Origin of the sequence: Halopseudomonas salegens (assembly GCF_900105655.1) — a bacterium.
GTDB classification, from domain to species: domain Bacteria; phylum Pseudomonadota; class Gammaproteobacteria; order Pseudomonadales; family Pseudomonadaceae; genus Halopseudomonas; species Halopseudomonas salegens.
In genome coordinates, this window is the sequence record NZ_LT629787.1 from 2,896,931 (window position 1) to 2,917,725 (window position 20,795).

Here is a 20,795-nt window from a genome sequence, read left to right on the forward strand (position 1 = left end):
TGACTTCGATCACACAGAAACCACATCAAGGTCACAAACAGCCCGGCGACACTGCATGCGTCAATTACTCAGGGAGATACACCATGCAGACAAGATTCGGATGGCTATTGATCATTGTTGGCCTGTTTGCCGCAATGACGCAGGCACAGGCACAGGAGTCGCGTGCAGCGCTGCGCGACGCAGCAGGCACGGGCGTATTCCTGCTGCGCAGCGATACCCGGAGCGAGTGGGTTCCGGCCCTGCTGCTGAATACCGAGATGGACGTCGATATCAGCGGCCCACTGGTTCAGGTACGCATTCGCCAGGAGTTTGCCAACCCTGGTCTGGCCTTTGCCGAAGGCCAGTATGTGCTGCCGATATCAGAACAGGCGGCCGTGCATGGCATGCTGCTGGAAATCGGCGAGCGGAAAATCCGTGGCCAGGTTCGCGAGCGTCAGGAGGCTCGGGCGCTATACCAGCAGGCGCGCGACAGTGGCCAACGCACCGGCCTGGTGGAACAGAACCGACCCAACCTGTTCCGTACCTCGGTGGCCAATATCGGTGCCGGCGAAAGCATTGCCGTAACGCTCGAATATACCGAACTGCTGACGCCAGATGCCGGGCGCTTCAACCTGCGCCTGCCGCTGACCATGACACCGCGCTATACCCCGCAGCCCCAGCCCAGTGATTCGCCCGTTGCCGCCCCGGGACAACAACACGCCGTGGAGGGCCCGATAGTTGCCAACCTGCGACGGGAGGGTCCGTCACATCAGGCGCGACTGGATATCTACCTGGATAGCGGCATGCAGCTCGACAACGTACATAGCCCCAGCCATCAGATCGAGCATGACTACGATGGGCGTGGCTATCAGGTTGAACTGACCCGAAACCCGGTGATCATGGACAGCGATTTTATTCTCGAGTGGGCATTGCCGGCTGACGCTGGCAACCAGGCCGCTCTGTTCAGTGAAACGCTTGATGACGGACACTACGCGCTGTTGATGCTCTCTCCCGCTGACCGCCCGGTCAGTCAGGAGCGGCAGCCACGCGAGGTGCTATTGATCGTCGACACCTCCGGTTCCATGCAGGGCGAGCGTATGCGCCAGGCACGGCAAAGCCTGATCCATGCTCTGGGCCGGCTGCAACCGGACGATCGCTTCAACGTGCTGGAATTCAATCATCAGCATTCCCTGCTGTTCCGCCAACCGATGCCCGCCACCAGTGATCATCTCGCCGAGGCCCGCGACTGGATCACAGCCCTGCAAGCTGGTGGCGGTACCGAGATGCTGCCGGTGCTGCATGATGCACTGACCCAGCCGACTGAAGCCGGCTATCTGCGCCAGCTGGTCTTCATCACTGACGGCTCGGTGAGCAATGAGCAGGCCATTCTCAATTTGATTCAACGGCGTTTGCACAATGCCCGGGTGTTTACTGTCGGCATTGGTGCCGCACCCAACAGCTACCTGCTGCGCAAGGCAGCCGAAATGGGTCGCGGGCAGTTTACCCCGGTCAATGAGCGGGACGGCGTAGCCGACTCGATCAACCGCCTGTTCGACAAGCTCGAGGCTCCGGTCCTCACCGATTTGCGCATCGAACTGGAAGAGGGTATCCAGGCAGACATCTGGCCCGAGCGCCTGCCCGACCTGTATGCCGGACAGCCTCTGGTGGTGGCACTGAAGCTCAACCGCCTGCCGGAATCCATCACGCTGCACGGTCACCAACCCGAGCCCTGGCAACAACAACTGTGGCTGCCCGAGTCGCAGCAGAACCCGGGAACGGCCAGGCTCTGGGCCCAGCGCAAGATCGATTCACTGATGGACCGCCTGACCCAGGGGACAGCCGAATCAGAGGTACGCGAAGCTGTACTTGACGTGGCGCTGCAGCACCAGTTGATGAGCCGCTATACCAGTTTTATCGCCATCGAAGAAACCCCGGTGCGCTCACCCGATGAGCCGCTACTGAGCCAGCAGGTCCCGAACCTCAACCCGGCGGACCATCATATGTATCCGCAAACTTCTCTGGGCTTGCTGCGCCTGTGGGTTTTGGCACTGGCCCTGTTTGCCGCTGCGCTGGCCCTGCTGCTCCACCGCCGGCCCAGCCATGCGTAAGTTGTTGATCGCCGCCCTGCTGCTCGCGGCTCTGGGACTGAGCGGTCAGGCCCTGTGGCTGCAGGCCAAAGCCGAAGTGGCGCAATGGCTGATCGCCCACGCCTGGCAGCAGCAACTGGTCGAAGGCCGGGTGGTGAAGCCCTGGTCCTGGGCTGACACCTGGCCAGTCGCGCGGCTGACCACCCCGCAAGGTGAAGACCACTACGTCCTCGCCAGCCTCAGCGGTCAGGCGCTGGCATTCGGTCCGGGGCAACTCGACAATGGTGTCGCGCCCGGGCAGCTGGGCACTCTGCTGCTGGCGGGACACCAGGACAGCCACTTTGCTTTCCTGCAGCACCTCCAGCCCGGCGAGGTGCTGCAAGTCGAGGCACTTGACGGCCAACGCTACCGCTACCGGGTCGGCCAGACCGACGTGGTCGACAGCCGCTACCGACAAATTGAATTGCAGCACGCCAGGGCTGAGCTGCGCCTGGTCACCTGCTACCCATTTGCCGCCCTCAGCAGTGGCGGCCCGCTACGTTATGTGGTCAGCGCCTGGCTGGAGCACGAGGAATGATTGCGCGCGTGCCGCCAATAGCGCCACAATCGGGGCTCGCAGTTCAGGATGAGCAGCCCATGGGCGATAGAATACTGATCATCGAGGATGAGCCGGCAATTGCCGATGCCCTGCTCTATGCCCTCGCTACCGAAGGTTTTGACACCCACTGGTGTGCATTGGCCGGTGACGGCATGGCCTGGCTGCAGCAGCAGCCGGTAGACTTGATCATGCTGGATGTGGGCCTGCCGGATGAAAGCGGCTTCGAGCTGTGTCGGCGCATTCGGCAATTTTCCAATGTCCCGGTGATGTTTCTGACCGCCCGCAAGGAAGAGGTCGACCGCATCGTCGGGCTGGAAATCGGCGCTGACGACTATGTCGTCAAGCCATTCAGCCCACGCGAGATATCTGCCCGGGTGCGTGCCATCCTGCGGCGTACCCGCGCACAGTCCCAACCGGAACACGAGCCTGACAGCGCCCTTTTCGAGCATGATGCCGAGCGTCGGCGTATCCGCTATCAGCAGCAGTGGCTGGAGTTGACCCGCTACGAATACCTGATTCTCAGCGCCCTGTTGCGCCATCCCGAACATGTACTCAGTCGCGAGCAGTTGATGGATGCCGCCTGGGAAGATCCGGGCGCCAGCCTGGACCGCGTGGTCGACACCCATATCAAGGGTATCCGAGTGAAGCTGAAAAAGATCCGCCCCGACCTCGACCCGATCATCACCCACCGAGGCCTCGGCTACAGCCTCGACCCACAGGCCGGCAGACAGCATCCATGAGCCTGAGCATCCGCATTCTGGTGGCCTGGTTCGTACTTGCCGGGCTGGCCACGGTGCTGTTCCTCAACAGCATCCTCAACCAGCTGCCATCCTCGGTACGTCAGGCCAGTGAAGAGGTGCTGGTTGACAGCAGCAATCTGCTGGCCGAAGTTGCCGGCCTGCACTGGGATCAGGGCTTTGCCCAGGGTTCACCCTTTGCAGAAGCCGTCCAGCGCTATCAACAGCGTCAGCTGGACGCACTCATCTGGTCGCACCACAAAACCCGCCCCGAACTGCTAGTCTATCTCACCGACAGCCAGGGGCGGGTGCTGTTTCATACCGACCCGGCACTGATCGGTGAAGACTTCTCGAATTGGCGTGATGTTGCCCTGACCCTGCGCGGCGAATACGGTGCCCGCACTACCCGGACCACACCAGAGGACGAAAGCAGCAGTCACATGTATGTGGCTGCTCCGATCTACCATAATGACGAGCTCAGGGGGGTAGTTGCCCTGGGCCAGCCAACCTCCAGCCTGCAACCCTTTATCACTCTGGCGCACGGTTATTTCTGGCAGCGCGGCGGGCTGATTCTGCTCGGCGCCCTGCTACTGGGTGCGGCCCTGTCGATCTGGATCACCCGCTCTATCCGCCGCCTGGTCGAATACGTCGAACGGGTCCGAAATGGTGAACGGGTCAGTGCCCCCAGACTCGGCGAGCGGGAGCTTGATCGTCTGGCTCGGGCTACCGAAGCGATGCGCGCGGAAATTGATGGCAAGGCGTACGTCGAGCAGTACGTGCATACCCTGACCCATGAGATGAAGTCCCCCTTGTCGGCCATCCGCGGGGCCGCCGAATTGCTTCAGGAAGGGGATGTACCGGCTCTGGCACGGGAACGCTTTCTGGCCAATATCGACAGTGAGTCTCAACGCCTGCAGCGGCTGGTTGAGCGGCTGCTGTCGCTGGCCAGCGTGGAAAAGCGACAGCATCTGGAGCAGGCCGAATCACTCGACCTGGCTGAGCTGGCCGCTCGCGAACTGGAGTCCAAGCAACCGTTGGCGGAAAAAAAACAGCTTGCTTTGCAATTGATCCGGACTGATGACTGTCACCTGCGCGGCGAGGCGTTTCTGCTCGAACAAGCCATCAGCAACCTGCTCGACAACGCCATCGAATTCAGCCTGTCCGGCGGCCAGGTGACCTTGCGGATCAGCGCGCACGCTCAACAGTTACGCCTGACGGTCAGCAACGACGGCCCGCCGGTGCCGGACTACGCAATGGATCGGGTGTTCGAACGGTTCTACTCACTGCCGCGCCCGGACGGACAACGCAAGAGTACCGGGCTCGGGCTGAGCTTCGTCCGCGAAGTTGCCCAGCTGCATCAGGGATCCGTTGAGCTGCGCAATCGCCCTGAAGGGGGTGTGGAGGTCTGCCTGAACCTGCCACGCCAGCCACAGCAAGGCCGTCGCTAGGCGGGCAGAACAGACAGCAGCGCCACCCGGCGGATGGCGCTTTGCGCTTCAGCCTTCGTAGGACTCGATCGGCGGGCAGGCGCAGAACAGGTTGCGATCGCCGTAGACGTTATCGATACGGTTCACCGACGGCCAGAATTTGTTGGCCGCCACCCAGGCTTGCGGAAATACCGCCTGTTGCCGGGAATAAGGCCGCTCCCAGTCACCAGTGATGTCGGCCAGGGTGTGCGGGGCATGGCGCAACGGATTATCGTCTTCCGGCCACTCGCCCTGCTCGACCTGGCTGATTTCACTGCGGATGCTCAACATGGCATCGACAAAACGATCCAGCTCGGCCTTGGACTCGCTCTCGGTCGGCTCGATCATCAGCGTGCCGGCGACCGGGAAAGACATGGTCGGCGCGTGGAAGCCAAAATCCATCAGCCGTTTGGCAACATCTTCCTCGGTAATACCCGAGGCCGCCTTGAGCGGGCGAATATCAATGATGCATTCATGCGCTACACGTCCATTTCGACCGCTGTAGAGCACCGGATAGGCCTCGCCGAGCCGCTTGGCCAGGTAGTTGGCATTCAGAATCGCCACTTCGGTGGCCTGGCGCAGGCCAGACGCCCCCATCAACGCAATATAGGTCCAACTGATCGGCAGAATGCTCGCGCTGCCCCAGGGCGCGGCGCTGACTGCGCCATTGCCCGGGTGCGGACCGTCCAGCGGCACCACCGGATGGTTGGCAACGAAGCGCGCCAGATGCGCCTTGACTCCGATCGGCCCCATACCCGGGCCGCCGCCGCCATGCGGGATACAGAACGTCTTGTGCAGGTTCATGTGTGATACGTCGGCACCAATATCTGCCGGACGGGTCAGCGCGACCTGAGCATTCAGGTTGGCGCCATCCATGTACACCTGACCGCCATGCTCGTGGGTTATAGCGCAGATCTCACGGATTCCCTCTTCGTATACGCCGTGGGTCGACGGGTAGGTAATCATCAGACAGGACAGGTTGGCCGCGTTGTCAGCCGCTTTTTGCCGCAGGTCCGCAACATCCACATTGCCCTGCTCGTCGCAGTTGACCAGCACTACGCGCATGCTGGCCATCATCGCTGAAGCCGGGTTGGTGCCGTGCGCCGACGTCGGAATCAGACAGATATTGCGATGCCCTTCCCCGTTTGCCTCATGGAATTTCCGAATGGCCAACAGCCCGGCATACTCGCCCTGCGCGCCGGAATTGGGTTGCATGCAAATGGCATCGAAACCGGTAATCTCGCGCAGCATGGCTTCCAGCTCGGCAATCATCACCTGATAGCCTTCAGCCTGGGCCAGTGGCGCGAAGGGGTGCAACTGACCGAACTCGGGCCAGGTAATCGGGATCATTTCCGTGGTCGCGTTCAACTTCATGGTGCAGGAACCGAGCGGAATCATCGAGTGGTTCAACGCCAGGTCCTTGTTTTCCAGCGACTTGATATAGCGCAGCATCTCGGTTTCCGAGTGATAGCTGTTGAACACCGGATGAGCGAGGAATGCAGACTGGCGCTGCAACCCGGCCGGTATGCCCGGCTCGCCAGTGATCGCAGCATCCAGCTCGGCTACGGCCAGGCCGTGGCTATCACCAACGAAACAGGCCAGCAGGGTCTGGACCGTGCTGCGCGTGGTGCTTTCATCCAGGCTTGCGCCCAGCGTGTCGGCATCGATCAGCCGCAGGTTGATCCGGGCATTGCGAGCGCGCTCGACAATGGATCCGGCACGGCCTGGCACCTTGAGCGTCAAGGTATCGAAAAAGTGCTGATTGACGCGCTCGATGCCGGCCGCAGCCAGCCCCTCAGCCAGAATCGCAGTCAGCCGCTGGACCCGACGCGCAATGGTCCGCAAGCCTTCCGGGCCATGGTAGACCGCATAGAAGCTGGCAATATTGGCCAGCAGTACCTGGGCGGTACAGATATTCGAGTTGGCCTTCTCGCGGCGAATGTGCTGCTCGCGGGTTTGCAGTGCCATACGCAGTGCACGGTTGCCGCGGGTATCCACCGAAACGCCGATGATCCGGCCGGGCATGGCCCGCTTGTAGGCATCACGGGTAGCAAAGAAAGCGGCGTGCGGGCCGCCGTACCCCATGGGCACACCGAAGCGCTGGGCACTGCCAAACACCACATCGGCCCCCAGCTCACCCGGCGGCGTCAGCAGGACCAGGCTGAGCAGATCCGCACCGACGCAAGCGAGGCCTTTCTGTGCCTGGACCTGCTCGATCAATGGTTTGAGATCACGAATGTCGCCCCATGTCGTCGGATACTGGAACAACGCCCCGAAGACCTCATGCTCACCCAGGGTCGACACATCGGCAACCACGGTTTCGAAACCAAAAGCCTCGGCACGGTTGCAGACTACCGAGATGGTCTGCGGGTGGCAGTCATGGTCGACAAAGAACAGGTTGCTCTTGCTCTTGGCCACTCGCTTGGCCAGCGCCATCGCTTCGGCCGCAGCCGTGGCTTCATCCAGCAAGGAGGCGCTGGCCAGCTCCATGCCGGTGAGGTCGATGGTCACCTGCTGGAAGTTCAGCAAGGCTTCCAGGCGGCCCTGGGCAATTTCCGGCTGATAAGGCGTGTAGGCGGTATACCAGCCCGGGTTTTCCAGCACATTGCGCAGAATCACTGTCGGCGTCAGGGTGTTGTGATATCCCATACCAATGCACGAGGTGTACACCTGATTCTTGCTCGCGATCCCCTTCAGGTAGGTCAGCACCTCGGCTTCACTGCGGGGGCCAGCCAAACCGAGCAGGTCATCGCGCAGAATGCTCTGTGGCACCGTTTGTCGAATCAGCTCAGCCAGCGAGGGCGCACCCAGGGTGTCCAGCATGGCTTGTTGTTCGGCTGCATCCGGGCCGATATGGCGGCGAATGAAGTCGTCAGTCTGTTCGAGGTCAGTAAGGCTTGGGGTATGACTCATCGGGGTACCTGCTCGGGGTAATAAATACAAAAGCCCTGAAATAGCTCAGGGCTTTGCAGCAAGATCGGACCATGGATCAGATCGAGGCGCCGTAGGCCTCGGCATCCAGCAACTTGTCCAGTTCACTACTGTCACTGGGCTTGATTCTGAAGAACCAGGCCTCGCCATAGGGGTCGCCATTGACGGCTTCCGGGGCCTCATCCAGGCTGTCATTGATGGCAATTACTTCGCCACTCACCGGTGCGTAGATGTCGGAAGCGGCTTTGACCGATTCCACTACCGCACACTCTTCACCAGCGCTGACCGTGCGGCCAACCTCGGGCAACTCGACAAAAACCACGTCACCGAGCAGATCCTGGGCATGGTCGGTAATGCCGATGGTCAGAGTGCCATCAGACTCTTCGCGTACCCATTCATGACTGCTGGCGTAGCGCAATTCGGCGGGAATAGTGCTCATGTTGATATCCTCGAAACAGTAAAAAAATACTTGGCTCAACCGTGCAACGGTTGCCCATGACGGACGAAACCGGGTTTGACCACCTGTACATCCAGTAATTTGCCGCGAATTTCGACCTGAGCCGTGCTGCCGGTTTCCCGCGGCACACGCGCCAGCGCAATCGAACAGCCCAGCGTCGGCGAGAAGCTGCCACTGGTGATTTCACCCTCGCCAACACCGGGCACAATCACTGTCTGGTGGCCGCGCAAAACCGCGCGCTGCTGCAGAATCAGCCCCACCTGTTTCGGCTGATCACCGGCGGCGCGCTGGGCTGCCAGTGCTTCCCGACCGATAAACTCGCGCTCGGCCGGTTCCCAGGCGATGGTCCAGGCCATATTGGCCGCCAGCGGCGAAACGCTTTCATCCATATCCGACCCGTACAGGTTCATACCGGCCTCCAACCGCAGGGTATCGCGAGCTCCCAGGCCACAAGGGGCACAACCCGCTTTCAGCAAAGCATCCCAGAACGCCGGCGCCTCCTCGGCAGGCAAGATGATTTCCAGACCGTCTTCGCCGGTATAGCCGGTGCGCCCGATAAACCAGTCACCTTCCGGCAGCCCCTGGAAGGGTTTCAGATCATTGATCAAGGCGGCGCGCGCATCAGTCACCACGCTCTTGCATACATCCAGTGCGCGCGGCCCCTGCACAGCCAGCATGGCCAGATCATCCCGCTCGCGCAGGGTAACCGCAAAGCCCTCCGCCTGCTGCTGCATCCAGGCCAGGTCCTTGTCCCGCGTGGCGGCATTGACTACCACCCGATACCCGCTGGCGAACAGATAGACGATGAGATCATCAATCACCCCGCCCTGCTCATTGAGCATGCCACTGTACAGCGCCTTGCCGTCGATGCTCAGCCGCGCCACGTCATTGGCCAGCAAGTATTGCAGATAGGCTTTGGCCTCGCTGCCGCTGACATCCACCACCGTCATGTGCGACACATCGAACACGCCCAGTTCACGCCGTACCTGGTGATGTTCTTCCAGCTGTGAACCATAGTGCAAAGGCATGTCCCAACCACCAAAATCAACCATTTTGCCGCCGGCGGCCAGGTGTTTGTCATACAGCGGAGTGCGCATACCCATTCGGACATCCTTCAGATCGGGGGTCGGAAAGGCGCAATTGTAGCCGCATTCAGGGGGCTTTGTGCAGTCCGGCGTGACAGCCGGCGGTACAAAGCCGCATCCCGGGCCTAGCCGTTGTGCACGCTGCGGCCGGAACGCCGGATCAGAATGATCACCGGCAACAGGCCGACGACGACCAGCGTCAGCGCCGGCAGGGAGGCACGAGCCCACTGCCCTTCCACGGTCAGGCCGTGGATACGCACGGCCAGGGTGTCCCAGCCGAAAGGCCGCATCAGCAGGGTTGCCGGCATCTCCTTGAGTACATCGACAAAGACCAGCAGGGCTGCACTGAGCACACCGGGCAGCAGCAACGGCAGGTAGACCCGCCAGAACACGGCAAAGCCCGACTGCCCCAGGCTCTGCGCCGCCTCCGGCAAAGATGGCCGAATGCGCGCCAGTGACGTATCCAGTGGACCGTAGGCAACCGCCATAAAACGGATCAGGTAGGCCAGCAACAAGGCAAACAGGCTTCCCATCAGCAAAGGGCCGGCTGCGTCATTGCCCAGCCACTGACGCAGCGGAATGAGCAACTGGTTGTCCAGAAAACTGAAGGCAAACATGATGCCTACTGCCAACACAGAGCCGGGTAACGCGTAGCCGAGGTTGGCTACCGAAACCGCGCTCTTCACCCGACGACTGGGCTGCAGGCGCCGGCCAAGCACCAGCAGAGTCGCTCCGAGCACGGTAATGAAGGCCGCAATAGCGCCCAGAATCAGCGTGTTGCGGATCAGTCGCAAATAACGCTGATCCAGCTCCTGCAAACCGCCTTCAAACAGCCAGAAGATCAGTTGCGTCAGCGGAATGACAAAGGCAATCGCCAATATCAGCAGGCAATAGCCGGTAGCCAGCCAGGCTTTGGGCCCGCTCAGGCGATAAAGCACGCCCTGACGAGGCTTGTCAGCTCCGGGGAAACGTTTGCTGCCCTGCGCACGGCGCTCGGCGAACAAGGCCAGGACCACGAACAGCAACAAGACGCTGGCCAGCTGAGTGGCGGTAGACAAGCTGTAAAAGCCATACCAGGTCTTGTAGATAGCGGTGGTAAAGGTATCGAAATTGAATACCGAGACGGCACCGAAATCAGCCAGGGTCTCCATGATCGCCAGAGCCACGCCGGCACCTATGGCCGGACGCGCCATCGGCAAGGCCACTCGCCAAAAGGCTTTCCACGGAGTCATGCCGAGAATTCGCGAGGCTTCCATCAGCCCGCGCCCCTGGGCCAGAAAGGCACTGCGCGCGAGCAAATAGACGTAAGGATAGAACACCAGAACCAGCACACCGATGACGCCACCAGTGGAACGGATCGGCGGCAGCCCGGCCTGCGGGCCAAGCCACTCACGCATCAGGCTTTGCACCGGGCCGGAGAAGTCCAGCAGACCGATCATGACAAAAGCCAGAACATAGGCGGGAATCGCAAAGGGCAGCATCAGCGCCCAATCCAGCCAGCGTCGACCGGGAAACTCACAGAGACTGACCAGCCAGGCGAGGCTGACCCCCAACAGGGTAACCCCGACCCCGACGCCCAATACCAGCACCACAGTATTGGTTACCAGCCGCCACAGCTGGGTTTGCAGCAGATGACTCCAAATCTGGTTGTCCACGCTTTGCCAACTCAGCAGTATCACTGCAATCGGCATCAGCACCAGTGCGGCCAGACCGTATACAGTCAGGCGCCAGCGGCGGTTAGAGGTCAGAGGGTGACGGGACACAGGCTCTCCGCGTTAAATACAATCGCCCGGCGCATGGCCGGGCGAGCAGTATAGCGGAATTGATCAGCGGCTAGCAGCGTGATTCAGTTCCAGTTCAGCCGATCCATCAGCATGATGGCTTCCGGCTGACGGCGACCGGCAACTTCGACATTGATGGTGTCAGCCTTGAATTCACCCCAGGCAGCAACATCTTCTGCAGGCGCCAGCGCCTCATTGGCGGGGAACTCCATGTTGACATCGGCAAAGACTCGCTGAGCCTCTTCAGTAGTCAACCACTCGAGGAACTTGACCGCTTCTTCCGGCTGCTTGGCATGACGGGTAACCCCGGCACCGGAAATGTTCACGTGGACGCCACGGTCATCCTGATTGGGCCAGAACAGCGCGACATTGATATCCGGGTCGGCTTTTTCCAGACGACCGAAATAGTAGGTGTTGACGATGCCCAGGTCACACTGCCCAGCGTCAATCGCCTCCAGCAGAGAGGTATCGTTGGAGAAAATCGGCACTGTCGTATTGGCCACCCAGCCGCCGATCACGTCAGCGGTTTTGTCTTCACCCAGCGTTTCCAGCATGGTGGCAGTCAGCGACTGGTTGTAGACCTTTTTCGAAGTGCGCAGACACAGGCGACCGTGCCACTGCTCGTCAGCCAGGGCTTCATAGGTACTCAACATCTCCGGATCGACGCGTTCGGTAGAGTAGGCAATGGTCCGGGCGCGCAGTGACAGGCCGGTCCAATGTCCGTTGGAAGACCGGTACTGACTCGGGATGTTGGACTCGATCACGTCCGACTTCACCGAACGCAACAGCCCCATTTCCTCAGCCTGCCAGAGGTTGCCGGCATCAACGGTTATGAACAGGTCAGCCGGGGTGTTGGCGCCTTCGGCACTCAAGCGAGCCATCAAAGGCGCCTCGCTGTCGGTGATGTAGTTGATTTCAACCCCGGTTTTCTCCGTATACAACTCGAACACCGGCCGGATCAGGTGCTCCTGGCGCGACGAGTAGACCACCAGCTCCTTGGCTTGGGCAAAACCGGCAAAAGCAGTCAGGGCAAGCGTGGCGGCAGCGACAACAGGTTTGCAAGACATGGAAGAACCTCAGGTCAGATAAGCGATACACAGATGATAATGATTGGCATTAAAATTAGCAACAGCTTATCTTTTTGCAGTTCCGTCAGTTCTACCCATGTTCAGTATCCGCTGGCTACCGACAGTGCCGGGTCCCGCGCCAGCGGCGGCAAATCGCCCTGCAGCCCCATCGCCTGTCGCATCAAACGGGCCTTGACCTGGCTATGCTGATCGACCAGGTTCATCCCCGCGTTGCGCAGCCAGCGCAACGGCAAGGCATCGGCATGAAAGAGTCGCTGAAACCCTTCCATCGCCGCCATCATTGCCAGATTACTGCCCATCCGCTGCCGCTCGTAGCGTCGCAAAACGGCCAGCCCGGACAGTGCTTCGCCACGACGACCTGCCTGCATGAGCACATCGGCCAATACCGCCACGTCGAGAAACCCCAGATTCACCCCCTGCCCGGCCAGCGGGTGGATGCTGTGCGCAGCATCACCAATCAGTGCCAGCCCCGGCATCACATACGTTTTGGCATGCCGCTGGCGCAGCGCAATACGCTGACGCGGATCAGCCGATAAAACCGGTCCCAGACGCTGCTCAAAAGCATCACCCAGGGCGCGGCAGAACGCGGCATCATCCATTGCCATAACCGCATCCGCCGCATCCGGCAACAACGACCAGACTATCGAGCAATAATGCCGGCCGCCACGCGAAGGTAGTGGCAGAAAGGCCAACGGGCCACTAGGCAAAAAGCGCTGCCAGGCAGTCGCCTGATGGGCTTCGGTGGTTTCTACTGTGGTTACCAGCGCGTGATGCAGATAATCCCACTCACGGGTGGCCATGCCGGCCAGGTCCCGCAGGCGCGAACGAGCACCATCGGCAGCAATGATCAGCGGTGCGCGCAGTGATTCTCCGGTCTCCAGATTGAGCCGCCATGCATCGTCCTCGCGCACCAGCGTGATGACCTTGCGCCCGCCCAGCAGGCTGACCCGGGTGTTATCGATACTGGCCTGCAACGCCTGCTGTATATGTCGATTCTCAATGATATGGCCCAGCCGCGGCTCATTCAGCGCCGCCGCGGTAAAGCCGATATGCCCGGTACCCTCAGCATCCCATACCTGCATTTGCTGATAGGCGAAAGCGGTATCTGCCGGCAGACGCTGCCAGGCACCCAGGTGACGCAAGAGGTGCTCCGAGGCAGCGCTCAGGGCGCTGACCCGCGCATCGAATCCCGACGCCACCGCCGGCTCCGGGAAATCACTCGGCAGTGCTTGCGCGTCGAGCAGGGCCACCCGCAGGCGAGCATCCTGCAAGGCACTGGCCAGAGCACTACCGACCATGCCCGCTCCGACAATTATCAGATCATAGTCCGACGCCATACGCGCTCCTTGAGTCATCAGGCTTTCAGCCCCATTGCCTGACGCGCCAGCAGGTGCTTGACCGGCGGCAGCAAATCCAGGCCAAGCAGGCCAAGATTGCGCCCGGCAGTCAGCAGTGGCTGGCGATTGCTGAACAACCGGGTCAGACGATCACTGAAAGCCACTGTCAGTTGCTGGTCGCCTTGCTGCTGTTGCCAGTAGCTCTGCAGCAGGGACAAGTCACCAGGATTTTTTCTTTGGTCAGCGGCAGCCAACAAGTGCTCGGCCAGCGCAAGCGTATCGCGCAGTGACAGATTGAACCCCTGACCGGCAATTGGGTGCAGGCTGTGAGCGGCATTGCCGAGCACCACCAGGTGAGGGCGTACCTGCTCGGCAGCCTCAATCAGGCTGAGCGGATAGGCATGACGCTCGCCAACCCGGATCAGGCCGCCCAGGCGATAGCCAAAGGCTTGCTGCAGCTGCTGCAGGAATTCATTATCCGCCAGCGCCAGGACATCGTTCGCCTGATCTTCCGGCAGGGTCCAGACCAGCGCACTGCGCTGGTCACTGAGCGGCAACAAGGCCAGCGGCCCATTGGGAGTAAAGCGCTCATAGGCTACGCCCTGATGGCCCTTGCTGCTGGTGATATTGGCGATGATCGCGGTCTGACCGTACCGGCGCTGGTGGCGGTGCACACCGAGGCTGTCGAGCAGGCCGGAGCGCCCGCCATCTGCGACGACCAGCAGGTCGGTTTCCAGGGTCTGCTCGCCCTCTGCGGCATTGAGCGTCAGCTGATAGCCTCCCGCCCGGGGCTGGGCAGCAGTCACCTGCATCGGTGCCAGCCATTGAACCACCGAGGTATCCAGCGCCTGCAGCAGCACCTCGCCCAACCAGGTATTGTCCACTACATAGCCCAAGGCCGGCACACCTTCATCACGCGCGGCCAGCCGGGTAATGCCCGGATGGCCCTGGTCAGAGACGTGAATATGCGCAATCGGCTCGACACGCTCGGACAGTCGCTTCCAGATACCCAATTGCTCGAACAGGCGACAGCTACCCTGAGACAATGCCGTAGAGCGGGCATCGTAACTGGGCTGATAACCACCGGCTTTGGGTGGCTGTGCCTCAATCAGATTGATCTGCCAACCTGCATCCCTGGCGCCGGCCTGCAGGGCCAGCGCCAGGCTGGCGCCGACCATGCCGCCACCGACGATACTGATGCTGGTCACGCCGCCACCCCGGCAGCAGCCATGCTGGCCTCGACCTCGTCCGCCGTGCGCGGCAGCCCGCTCGTCAGCAGTTGATAGCCATCCCGGGTCACCAGCACATCATCTTCTATTCGCACACCGATGCCGCGCCACTTGCGCGGCACGGCCGTGTTATCGGGAGAAATATAGATACCCGGCTCGACCGTCATCACCATGCCGGGCTCCAGCACGCGCCACTCTCCACCCACACGGTAGTCACCCACATCATGGACATCCATACCCAGCCAGTGGCCAGCACGGTGCATGTAAAAGGGCTTGTAGGCTTCGCTGGCGATCAGGTTATCCAGCTCGCCCTGCAGCAATCCCAGGTCAATCAGTCCCTGGGTAATGACCCGTACCGTGGCTTCATGGGATTCATTCCAGTGGCGCTCCGGCGCAATGGCCTCGAAGGCAGCTTCCTGGGCTGCCAGCACAATGTCATAGATAGCTCTCTGCTCGGCACTGAATCGGCCGCTGGCCGGAAAAGTCCGAGTTATGTCGCTGGCATAGCAATCCAGCTCGCAGCCGGCATCAATCAACACCAGATCGCCATCACGAAGTTGTCGGGTGTTTTCGGTGTAGTGCAGGATGCAGGCATTGCGCCCGGAAGCGACAATCGAAGCATAGGCGGGGGAGCGGCTACCGTGGTGCATGAACGTATGTTGCAGCTCGGCCTCCAACTGATACTCGAAGAGGCCGGGGCGACAGATCTGCATGGCACGGATATGTGCTTCGACAGAAATCTGTGCTGCCGCCTGCATGACCTTGATCTCGTTGGCGCTTTTGTACAGGCGCATATCATGCAGCAGATGGTCCAGCGCAACGAATTCGTTCGGCGGTTGAGCGCCCAGGCGCGCCTTGCTGCGAATGACATTGATCCAGCCGGTCAGGCGACGATCGAAATCGGCATTGGCGCCCATGGCGTAATACACCCTTTCACGCCCTTCGATCAGACCGGGGAGAATGTCATCGATGTCATTGATCGGAAAGGCATCATCGGCGCCATACTCGGTCACCGCCCCCTCCTGACCAGCGCGATAGCCATCCCAGAGTTCACGCTCAATGTCTTTTTCCCGACAGAACAACACATACTCGCCATGCTCACGACCAGGCAGCAAGACCGCGACGGCTTCCGGCTCGGGAAAACCGGTCATGTACTGGAAGTCGCTGTCCTGGCGGTAATTGTGCTCCACATCACGGTTGCGAATATATACCGGTGCGGCTGGGAGCACAGCAATACTGTTGGGCTCCATCTGTTTCATCAACGCTTTGCGCCGGCGACTGAACTCCTGCTTGCTGATCTGCATGCGTACCTCGGTTTGTTTCAATGCAATGCGGCGGGCGGTTCTGGCTGCCCCTTGTCGGCTGGCTGGCACTCACTGAACAACATCAATGAGGCCATGCGCACGTACTCCATGACTTCCATGTAATCACTTTCATTGGCTTCACTGTCGTCAGCCTCGGCCTGAATCTGTGCTATGGCAGCAAAATCATGCAGCACACCATTGGCCTCTTCACTCAGTTCGGCTTCCCGCTCAACCAGTCCAAAGCCGCCGAGAAAACCATTACACCACTGCCCCAGTGCCTGGCTGCGCAAGGCAATGGGCGAATCATCATCAGGTAACAGCAGAGTAATCTCAAAGCCGCTGCCTGTCAGTTGCGCCAAAGTGGCATCATGTAACTGAATCAGCATGACCTTGCCGGCTTCTGCCAGACTGGCCCGGCCATCCAGCAGCTCTTGCGCCACGCGCAACCAGCTTGCATGATCCAGTCGCGTGCCGGCCGCCAGACGGCCAACCAGGTGGCCGTGCAGCTCGGCCGGGTGACCAACTGCAGCCAGATCATTGCAGAGTTCAGCATAACGGTCATACTCGTAAACGGCGGGCATCAGTGCCATAGGGTGCGGGCCTCTCATTGCCGGATGCATGGATAGGTGGATATTCTATAGGTCTGCCTCAACAATTGGCCAATTCCAGGGAAAACAAGATGGCGCCAACGGATCAACCGGATATCAACACCCTGAGCCTGCGGGTGAGCGAACTGATTGCGCTATGCGATCGTCTGCAACAGCAGAATCAGCACTTGCTGGCGCAGGAACGCAGTTGGCGTGAAGAACGATTGCAGTTAATTGAAAAGAACGATTTGGCCCGCCAGAAGGTCGAAGCCATGATTCTTCGTCTGAAATCTCTGGAGCATGACTCATGAGCGAGCCACAAACCGTCATCCTGCATATCCTCGATAAAGAGTATCGCGTCAGCTGCCCGCCGGAAGAACGCAGCAACCTGGAACAGGCTGCCCGCCACCTGGACCAGACCATGCGTGACATTCGCAACAGCGGCAAAGTCATCGGCGTCGAACGCATTGCGGTCATGGCAGCCCTGAATATCAGCCATGACATGCTCACTGGCGGACGGCAGAAAGACGTTGAACTGAACAGCCAGCAACAGCAGATTACCGACCTGGTCAGCCGTCTGGATCAGGCCCTGGCCCGCCATCAGGCGTGATGCGCACATGAATCCATGGTGAAAATGCTGTACAGTAACGCTTGTCCCTGGGGTGTTTGCCAGTCGGAGATGTCCCTGAGCCGATACTTCTGTACCAGGGGGCTGCTTGCCACAGCCAGTGTGCATGTCCGCATGACGGAAAGCCTTAGGCCTGGCGGCATCCTCCGCCTTGAACTTTCGGGTTCAAGGGCTAACCCGACAGCGGCATTCCCGGGGACTCTTTCATGACTCGCGGCCAATGGCGGCGCACCTTGCGCCAACGCCGACGCAGCCTGAGCAAGGCTCAGCAGGCACGCGCCAGTCGCGACCTGTGTCGCCGCATTGCACAGCTGCCGAGCTTTCAGCGCAGCCGACGCATTGGCCTGTACCTGCCCAATGATGGCGAAATCGACCCCACTCCCTTGCTGTACCTGGCACAACGCCGGGGCAAACACTGCTACCTGCCGGTCGTCTCTGGATGGCCACGCCAGCAGATGCGCTTGCAGCGGTTGCGCCCGGGACAACGCTGGGCGCGCAACCGTTTCGGTATAAACGAACCCGCGTCTGCCCCGCACTGGCAAGTGAAGGCCTGGCAACTGGATTTACTGTTACTGCCACTGGTCGGTTTTGATCGGCAAGGCAATCGGCTGGGCATGGGTGGCGGCTTCTATGACCGCTGCCTGGCCTACAGGCAACGTCGGCGGCATTGGCGGCGCCCACAACTGCTGGGGCTGGCCCACCAATGCCAGGAAGTGCCGCAACTGCCAATTGCCGACTGGGATATTCCGCTGGACGGCATTGTTACCGACCGGTACAGCCTGTTTTTACAAGAATCAGGGTTGGGCACTGATACCCGGCGGTGAGTCATTGCGATCCAGATAACTCTGGGTATATCCGGTTGTCACTACTCCCAGGGTAAAAACCAGTACGAGAATCCACATGGGATCCAACTTACGGCGCATCGCTGCCTCTCCTTGCTAATATCAATGGGCAATCTTGTTGTGAATGCGAATGACGCGTCAAATCAGGCCCGAACAGTTGCTTGCCAGTCAAATTGTCAGGCAACCCATGAGACTATTGACGCCGTTTCGCAAAACACTCTGTTTAAAACATGCAACAAAACATGTCAAATCTGATACAGGAATTTCCCCATGGCCTACTGGCTACTCAAATCCGAGCCTGATGCATTTTCCATAGACGATCTGCACCAACAGGGCGAAGCCACGTGGGACGGGGTCCGCAACCATCAAGCAAAAAACTATATCGCCCGCATGCAACCGGGCGATCTGTTCCTGTTCTATCATTCCAGCTGTACCCCACCAGGGCTGGCCGGTTGCGGCGAAATCATCAGCACGGCCTACCCCGACCTCAGCGCTCTTGATCCGCACAGCCCGGGTCATGACCCTCGCAGCAGCAAGAGCAAATTGCCCTGGTTATGTGTAGACGTACGTTGGCGCGAAAAGTTTCCGCGTTTTGTTTCACTGCAAACGCTGAAAGCATCCAGCGCCCTGCAACACCTGCCACTGCTCAAGCGCGGCAACCGGCTCTCGGTCATGCCTGTCAATAGCGAAGACTTTACCTGCATGGTCGAACTCGCCGGTGGCAAAACCCATGCCTGCTAGCAGAGCCAGCGCTGGCATGCCGACAAGCGATGTGCTATCACATAGGCAGTATCTCTGAGGCCATCCATGCTACTTCGCACCTTTGCACGCAATCCGGGGCTATCCCGGGTGCTGATCGCCACCCTATGCGGGCTGCTGATCGCGGCCAATCTGTTGATTTGGCAAGCCCTGACCAATGCGGAAAAGCAGCAGGCCAAGTCGCGTCTGAAACTTGAGACCCATGCGCTCGCACTGCAACTTGAGGCGCGCTTCGAGAGCCAGGCCAGCAGCTTGCGTCGCCTCGCCAATCGCTGGCCCTACCATCATGACGATTATCAACAATGGTTGCTGGATGTAGAGCGCCTGCTCGATGACGTCGGCAACTATCAGGCAATAGAGTGGCTGGATGCCGATTACCGCATGCAGTGGATTGAACCTCTGGCCGGCAACGAAGCGGTGATTGGCTTCGAGTACCCGCTTGACCATCCTAACTACCCTTTTCTCGAGCGTGTGCGCGGCTCCAGCGAACCAGAGTTGAGTGACAGTTTCGAATTGCAACAGGGCGGTCCCGGCCTTGCCTACTACGTCCCGGTATACCGTGAAATTGACGGTCAGAAGCGTTTTGACGGCTTCCTGCTGGCAGTTTTCCGCGTGGAAGTGCTGCTCGAAGACTTGCTGCGCGACCTGGCTGAAGAGCGTCTGAGCCTGGTGTTCTATGACCAGCGGGCTGAATTGTTCAATCGCCAGCGCCCGGACGCCCTGGAGCTGGACTGGGCGGTTGAAAGCCAGGTTGTGCTGGGCGGGAATAGCGGTTTCGTACTGCGCAGCAAACCCACCCGACAACTACTGCAGGAAACCACCACCCGCTTGCCGGCAATGATCCTTGGGGCTGGGCTCCTGGCCAGTTTTAGCCTTTGCCTGGCTCTGTGGCTTGCCATGCTCAGCGGCCAGCGCTCGCAACAACTGAAACAGAGCAATCAGAGCCTGCAGCGGGAGGTGGTCCGTCGCCAGGCAACCGAAGAGCGCATGCAGCAACAGTCAGCGCGGCTGAAGCTGATCCTCGACCTGACCGATCATAGCCATGATGCCCTCTTCATCATCGGGCTGGATCCGCAGGAGCTGATCTATATGAACCGGGCTTGCTGGCAGACCCTTGGTTATGACCAGAAAGAACTCGCCAGCATACTGGCCATTGCCCCCGAAGACGTAATGCCGGACTACCAGGCCTGGGCCGACCTGCTGCAGCAACAGGTCGAATCACAAGGCAATGCCATTTATCAGCAGAATGCCCGCCATCGCAATGGCGACCTGATTCCGATGGAAATCAGTGTCAGCTATCTGCAGCGTTACGGCCGCGACCACCTGATCTGCGTCGGCCGCAACAACAGCGTGCAACTGGCTGTCACCCATCGACTGGAAGCACTATCCAACCAGGATGGCCTGACCGGTCTGTTCAATCGCCGCTACTTTGACGAGACCCTGCACAGTGAGTGGCGCCGCATGCGTCGCGGCAGTGAGCCCTTGGGGCTGCTGATGCTTGATGTCGATCACTTCAAACCCTTCAATGACCAACTTGGCCACCAGGCGGGTGACGAAGCCCTGCAAAAACTGGCCGTGGCATTGCGGGAGAATCTGCTGCGCGAAGGAGACTGCGCCTGCCGCTATGGTGGCGAGGAGTTTGCGGTCATTCTGCCGGGCGCCGACCTGGAACAGTGCGAGCGGGTAGCACATCACTTGCATCAGGCAGTGCAAGATCTGCACATCAGCCATCCGGAAACAGAGATAAAGTACCTGACCATCAGTATCGGGGCAGCCAGCCTGATCCCCGACGCCGACAACAGCCCCCACGATCTGGTTCAGATTGCCGACCGGATGCTCTATCAGGCCAAAAGCTCCGGGCGCAACCGGACCTGCAGCGCAGATCAGGCGGCCAGCTGAT

Annotated in this window: 19 protein-coding genes and 1 other RNA gene; 10 read left to right on the forward strand and 10 right to left on the reverse strand. The window is 60.2% G+C overall.

The window, feature by feature from the left end; genetic code table 11:
* Positions 1–83 precede the first annotated feature (83 nt).
* Genes BLU07_RS13370 through creC form a run of 4 tightly spaced genes read left to right on the forward strand, consistent with a single transcriptional unit; the run spans position 84 to position 4,849 of the window.
* Positions 84–2,087 carry a marine proteobacterial sortase target protein gene (locus BLU07_RS13370; RefSeq protein ID WP_157719204.1) on the forward strand — a complete coding sequence of 668 codons (2,004 nt, stop codon included), beginning with the start codon at positions 84–86 and terminating at the stop codon, positions 2,085–2,087.
* Entirely contained in the window at positions 2,080–2,643 is a 564-nt protein-coding gene (locus tag BLU07_RS13375; protein ID WP_092387729.1) for a class GN sortase, read from the forward strand. Before BLU07_RS13370 ends, BLU07_RS13375 begins: the two co-directional genes overlap by 8 nt.
* 59 nt (positions 2,644–2,702) lie before the next feature.
* A complete protein-coding gene (gene creB, locus BLU07_RS13380; protein WP_092389871.1) occupies positions 2,703–3,404 on the forward strand; it encodes a two-component system response regulator CreB in 702 nt (233 codons plus the stop codon).
* Positions 3,401–4,849 carry a two-component system sensor histidine kinase CreC gene (gene creC / locus BLU07_RS13385; protein WP_092387731.1) on the forward strand — a complete coding sequence of 483 codons (1,449 nt, stop codon included), beginning with the start codon at positions 3,401–3,403 and terminating at the stop codon, positions 4,847–4,849. The genes creB and creC overlap by 4 nt, the downstream gene beginning before the upstream one ends.
* A gap of 48 nt (positions 4,850–4,897) precedes the next feature.
* Here creC and gcvP read toward each other — a convergent pair whose 3' ends face one another.
* The 9 genes from gcvP to BLU07_RS13430 form a co-directional block, all read right to left on the reverse strand.
* Positions 4,898–7,780, reverse strand: coding sequence for an aminomethyl-transferring glycine dehydrogenase (gene gcvP, locus BLU07_RS13390; RefSeq protein WP_092387733.1), 2,883 nt, complete (start codon positions 7,778–7,780; stop codon positions 4,898–4,900).
* Positions 7,781–7,856: 76 nt separating this feature from the next.
* The gene (gcvH, locus tag BLU07_RS13395; protein ID WP_092387735.1) at positions 7,857–8,237 is read right to left on the reverse strand and encodes a glycine cleavage system protein GcvH; all 381 of its coding nucleotides are present in this window, start codon (positions 8,235–8,237) and stop codon (positions 7,857–7,859) included.
* Between the two features lie 35 nt (positions 8,238–8,272).
* The gene (gcvT, locus tag BLU07_RS13400; protein WP_092387737.1) at positions 8,273–9,358 is read right to left on the reverse strand and encodes a glycine cleavage system aminomethyltransferase GcvT; all 1,086 of its coding nucleotides are present in this window, start codon (positions 9,356–9,358) and stop codon (positions 8,273–8,275) included.
* Positions 9,359–9,465: 107 nt separating this feature from the next.
* Positions 9,466–11,103 carry an ABC transporter permease gene (locus tag BLU07_RS13405; protein WP_231701639.1) on the reverse strand — a complete coding sequence of 546 codons (1,638 nt, stop codon included), beginning with the start codon at positions 11,101–11,103 and terminating at the stop codon, positions 9,466–9,468.
* Between the two features lie 83 nt (positions 11,104–11,186).
* Positions 11,187–12,188, reverse strand: coding sequence for an extracellular solute-binding protein (locus BLU07_RS13410; protein ID WP_092387739.1), 1,002 nt, complete (start codon positions 12,186–12,188; stop codon positions 11,187–11,189).
* A 101-nt stretch (positions 12,189–12,289) separates the two neighbouring features.
* Entirely contained in the window at positions 12,290–13,546 is a 1,257-nt protein-coding gene (locus BLU07_RS13415) for an FAD-dependent monooxygenase (protein ID WP_092387741.1), read from the reverse strand.
* Between the two features lie 17 nt (positions 13,547–13,563).
* Positions 13,564–14,754, reverse strand: a complete 1,191-nt coding sequence (gene ubiH / locus BLU07_RS13420; protein ID WP_092387743.1) for a 2-octaprenyl-6-methoxyphenyl hydroxylase — start codon at positions 14,752–14,754, stop codon at positions 13,564–13,566.
* Positions 14,751–16,079 (reverse strand): Xaa-Pro aminopeptidase, encoded by a 1,329-nt coding sequence (gene pepP, locus BLU07_RS13425; protein ID WP_092389874.1) that lies wholly within the window; start codon positions 16,077–16,079, stop codon positions 14,751–14,753. The genes ubiH and pepP overlap by 4 nt, the downstream gene beginning before the upstream one ends.
* 17 nt (positions 16,080–16,096) lie before the next feature.
* Positions 16,097–16,669 carry a UPF0149 family protein gene (locus tag BLU07_RS13430; RefSeq protein ID WP_231701640.1) on the reverse strand — a complete coding sequence of 191 codons (573 nt, stop codon included), beginning with the start codon at positions 16,667–16,669 and terminating at the stop codon, positions 16,097–16,099.
* Positions 16,670–16,758: 89 nt separating this feature from the next.
* Here BLU07_RS13430 and BLU07_RS13435 point away from each other — a divergent pair, with 89 nt between their 5' ends.
* The 4 genes from BLU07_RS13435 (at position 16,759) to BLU07_RS13450 (ending at position 18,118) form a co-directional block, all read left to right on the forward strand.
* Entirely contained in the window at positions 16,759–16,977 is a 219-nt protein-coding gene (locus BLU07_RS13435; RefSeq protein ID WP_092387745.1) for a TIGR02449 family protein, read from the forward strand.
* Positions 16,974–17,276, forward strand: a complete 303-nt coding sequence (locus tag BLU07_RS13440; protein WP_092387747.1) for a cell division protein ZapA — start codon at positions 16,974–16,976, stop codon at positions 17,274–17,276. The genes BLU07_RS13435 and BLU07_RS13440 overlap by 4 nt, the downstream gene beginning before the upstream one ends.
* A 41-nt stretch (positions 17,277–17,317) precedes the next feature.
* Positions 17,318–17,497, forward strand: a non-coding RNA gene (gene ssrS, locus BLU07_RS13445) — 6S RNA.
* A gap of 3 nt (positions 17,498–17,500) precedes the next feature.
* Entirely contained in the window at positions 17,501–18,118 is a 618-nt protein-coding gene (locus tag BLU07_RS13450; protein WP_231701641.1) for a 5-formyltetrahydrofolate cyclo-ligase, read from the forward strand.
* Here BLU07_RS13450 and BLU07_RS17985 read toward each other — a convergent pair.
* Positions 18,089–18,217, reverse strand: a complete 129-nt coding sequence (locus BLU07_RS17985; protein WP_269434158.1) for a hypothetical protein — start codon at positions 18,215–18,217, stop codon at positions 18,089–18,091. The genes BLU07_RS13450 and BLU07_RS17985 overlap by 30 nt on opposite strands.
* Before the next feature lie 189 nt (positions 18,218–18,406).
* Here BLU07_RS17985 and BLU07_RS13455 point away from each other — a divergent pair, with 189 nt between their 5' ends.
* On the forward strand, positions 18,407–18,877 hold the full coding sequence (locus BLU07_RS13455; protein WP_092387751.1) for an EVE domain-containing protein: 471 nt from the start codon (positions 18,407–18,409) through the stop codon (positions 18,875–18,877).
* 66 nt (positions 18,878–18,943) lie between these two features.
* Complete coding sequence (locus tag BLU07_RS13460) at positions 18,944–20,794, forward strand: diguanylate cyclase (protein WP_092387753.1); 1,851 nt, start codon at positions 18,944–18,946, stop codon at positions 20,792–20,794.
* Position 20,795 lies beyond the last annotated feature (1 nt).

Excerpts from the sequence above, each read along its gene's own strand:
- BLU07_RS13435 (WP_092387745.1), top strand. The coding sequence starts at position 16,759 with ATGGCGCCAACGGATCAACCGGATATCAACACCCTGAGCCTGCGGGTG.
- BLU07_RS13410 (WP_092387739.1), bottom strand. The coding sequence starts at position 12,188 with ATGTCTTGCAAACCTGTTGTCGCTGCCGCCACGCTTGCCCTGACTGCT.
- BLU07_RS13370 (WP_157719204.1), top strand. The coding sequence starts at position 84 with ATGCAGACAAGATTCGGATGGCTATTGATCATTGTTGGCCTGTTTGCC.
- BLU07_RS13455 (WP_092387751.1), top strand. The coding sequence starts at position 18,407 with ATGGCCTACTGGCTACTCAAATCCGAGCCTGATGCATTTTCCATAGAC.
- creB (WP_092389871.1), top strand. The coding sequence starts at position 2,703 with ATGGGCGATAGAATACTGATCATCGAGGATGAGCCGGCAATTGCCGAT.
- BLU07_RS13415 (WP_092387741.1), bottom strand. The coding sequence starts at position 13,546 with ATGGCGTCGGACTATGATCTGATAATTGTCGGAGCGGGCATGGTCGGT.
- BLU07_RS13375 (WP_092387729.1), top strand. The coding sequence starts at position 2,080 with ATGCGTAAGTTGTTGATCGCCGCCCTGCTGCTCGCGGCTCTGGGACTG.
- gcvT (WP_092387737.1), bottom strand. The coding sequence starts at position 9,358 with ATGGGTATGCGCACTCCGCTGTATGACAAACACCTGGCCGCCGGCGGC.
- BLU07_RS13450 (WP_231701641.1), top strand. The coding sequence starts at position 17,501 with ATGACTCGCGGCCAATGGCGGCGCACCTTGCGCCAACGCCGACGCAGC.
- BLU07_RS13440 (WP_092387747.1), top strand. The coding sequence starts at position 16,974 with ATGAGCGAGCCACAAACCGTCATCCTGCATATCCTCGATAAAGAGTAT.
- gcvH (WP_092387735.1), bottom strand. The coding sequence starts at position 8,237 with ATGAGCACTATTCCCGCCGAATTGCGCTACGCCAGCAGTCATGAATGG.
- creC (WP_092387731.1), top strand. The coding sequence starts at position 3,401 with ATGAGCCTGAGCATCCGCATTCTGGTGGCCTGGTTCGTACTTGCCGGG.
- BLU07_RS17985 (WP_269434158.1), bottom strand. The coding sequence starts at position 18,217 with ATGCGCCGTAAGTTGGATCCCATGTGGATTCTCGTACTGGTTTTTACC.
- gcvP (WP_092387733.1), bottom strand. The coding sequence starts at position 7,780 with ATGAGTCATACCCCAAGCCTTACTGACCTCGAACAGACTGACGACTTC.
- BLU07_RS13430 (WP_231701640.1), bottom strand. The coding sequence starts at position 16,669 with ATGGCACTGATGCCCGCCGTTTACGAGTATGACCGTTATGCTGAACTC.
- BLU07_RS13460 (WP_092387753.1), top strand. The coding sequence starts at position 18,944 with ATGCTACTTCGCACCTTTGCACGCAATCCGGGGCTATCCCGGGTGCTG.
- pepP (WP_092389874.1), bottom strand. The coding sequence starts at position 16,079 with ATGCAGATCAGCAAGCAGGAGTTCAGTCGCCGGCGCAAAGCGTTGATG.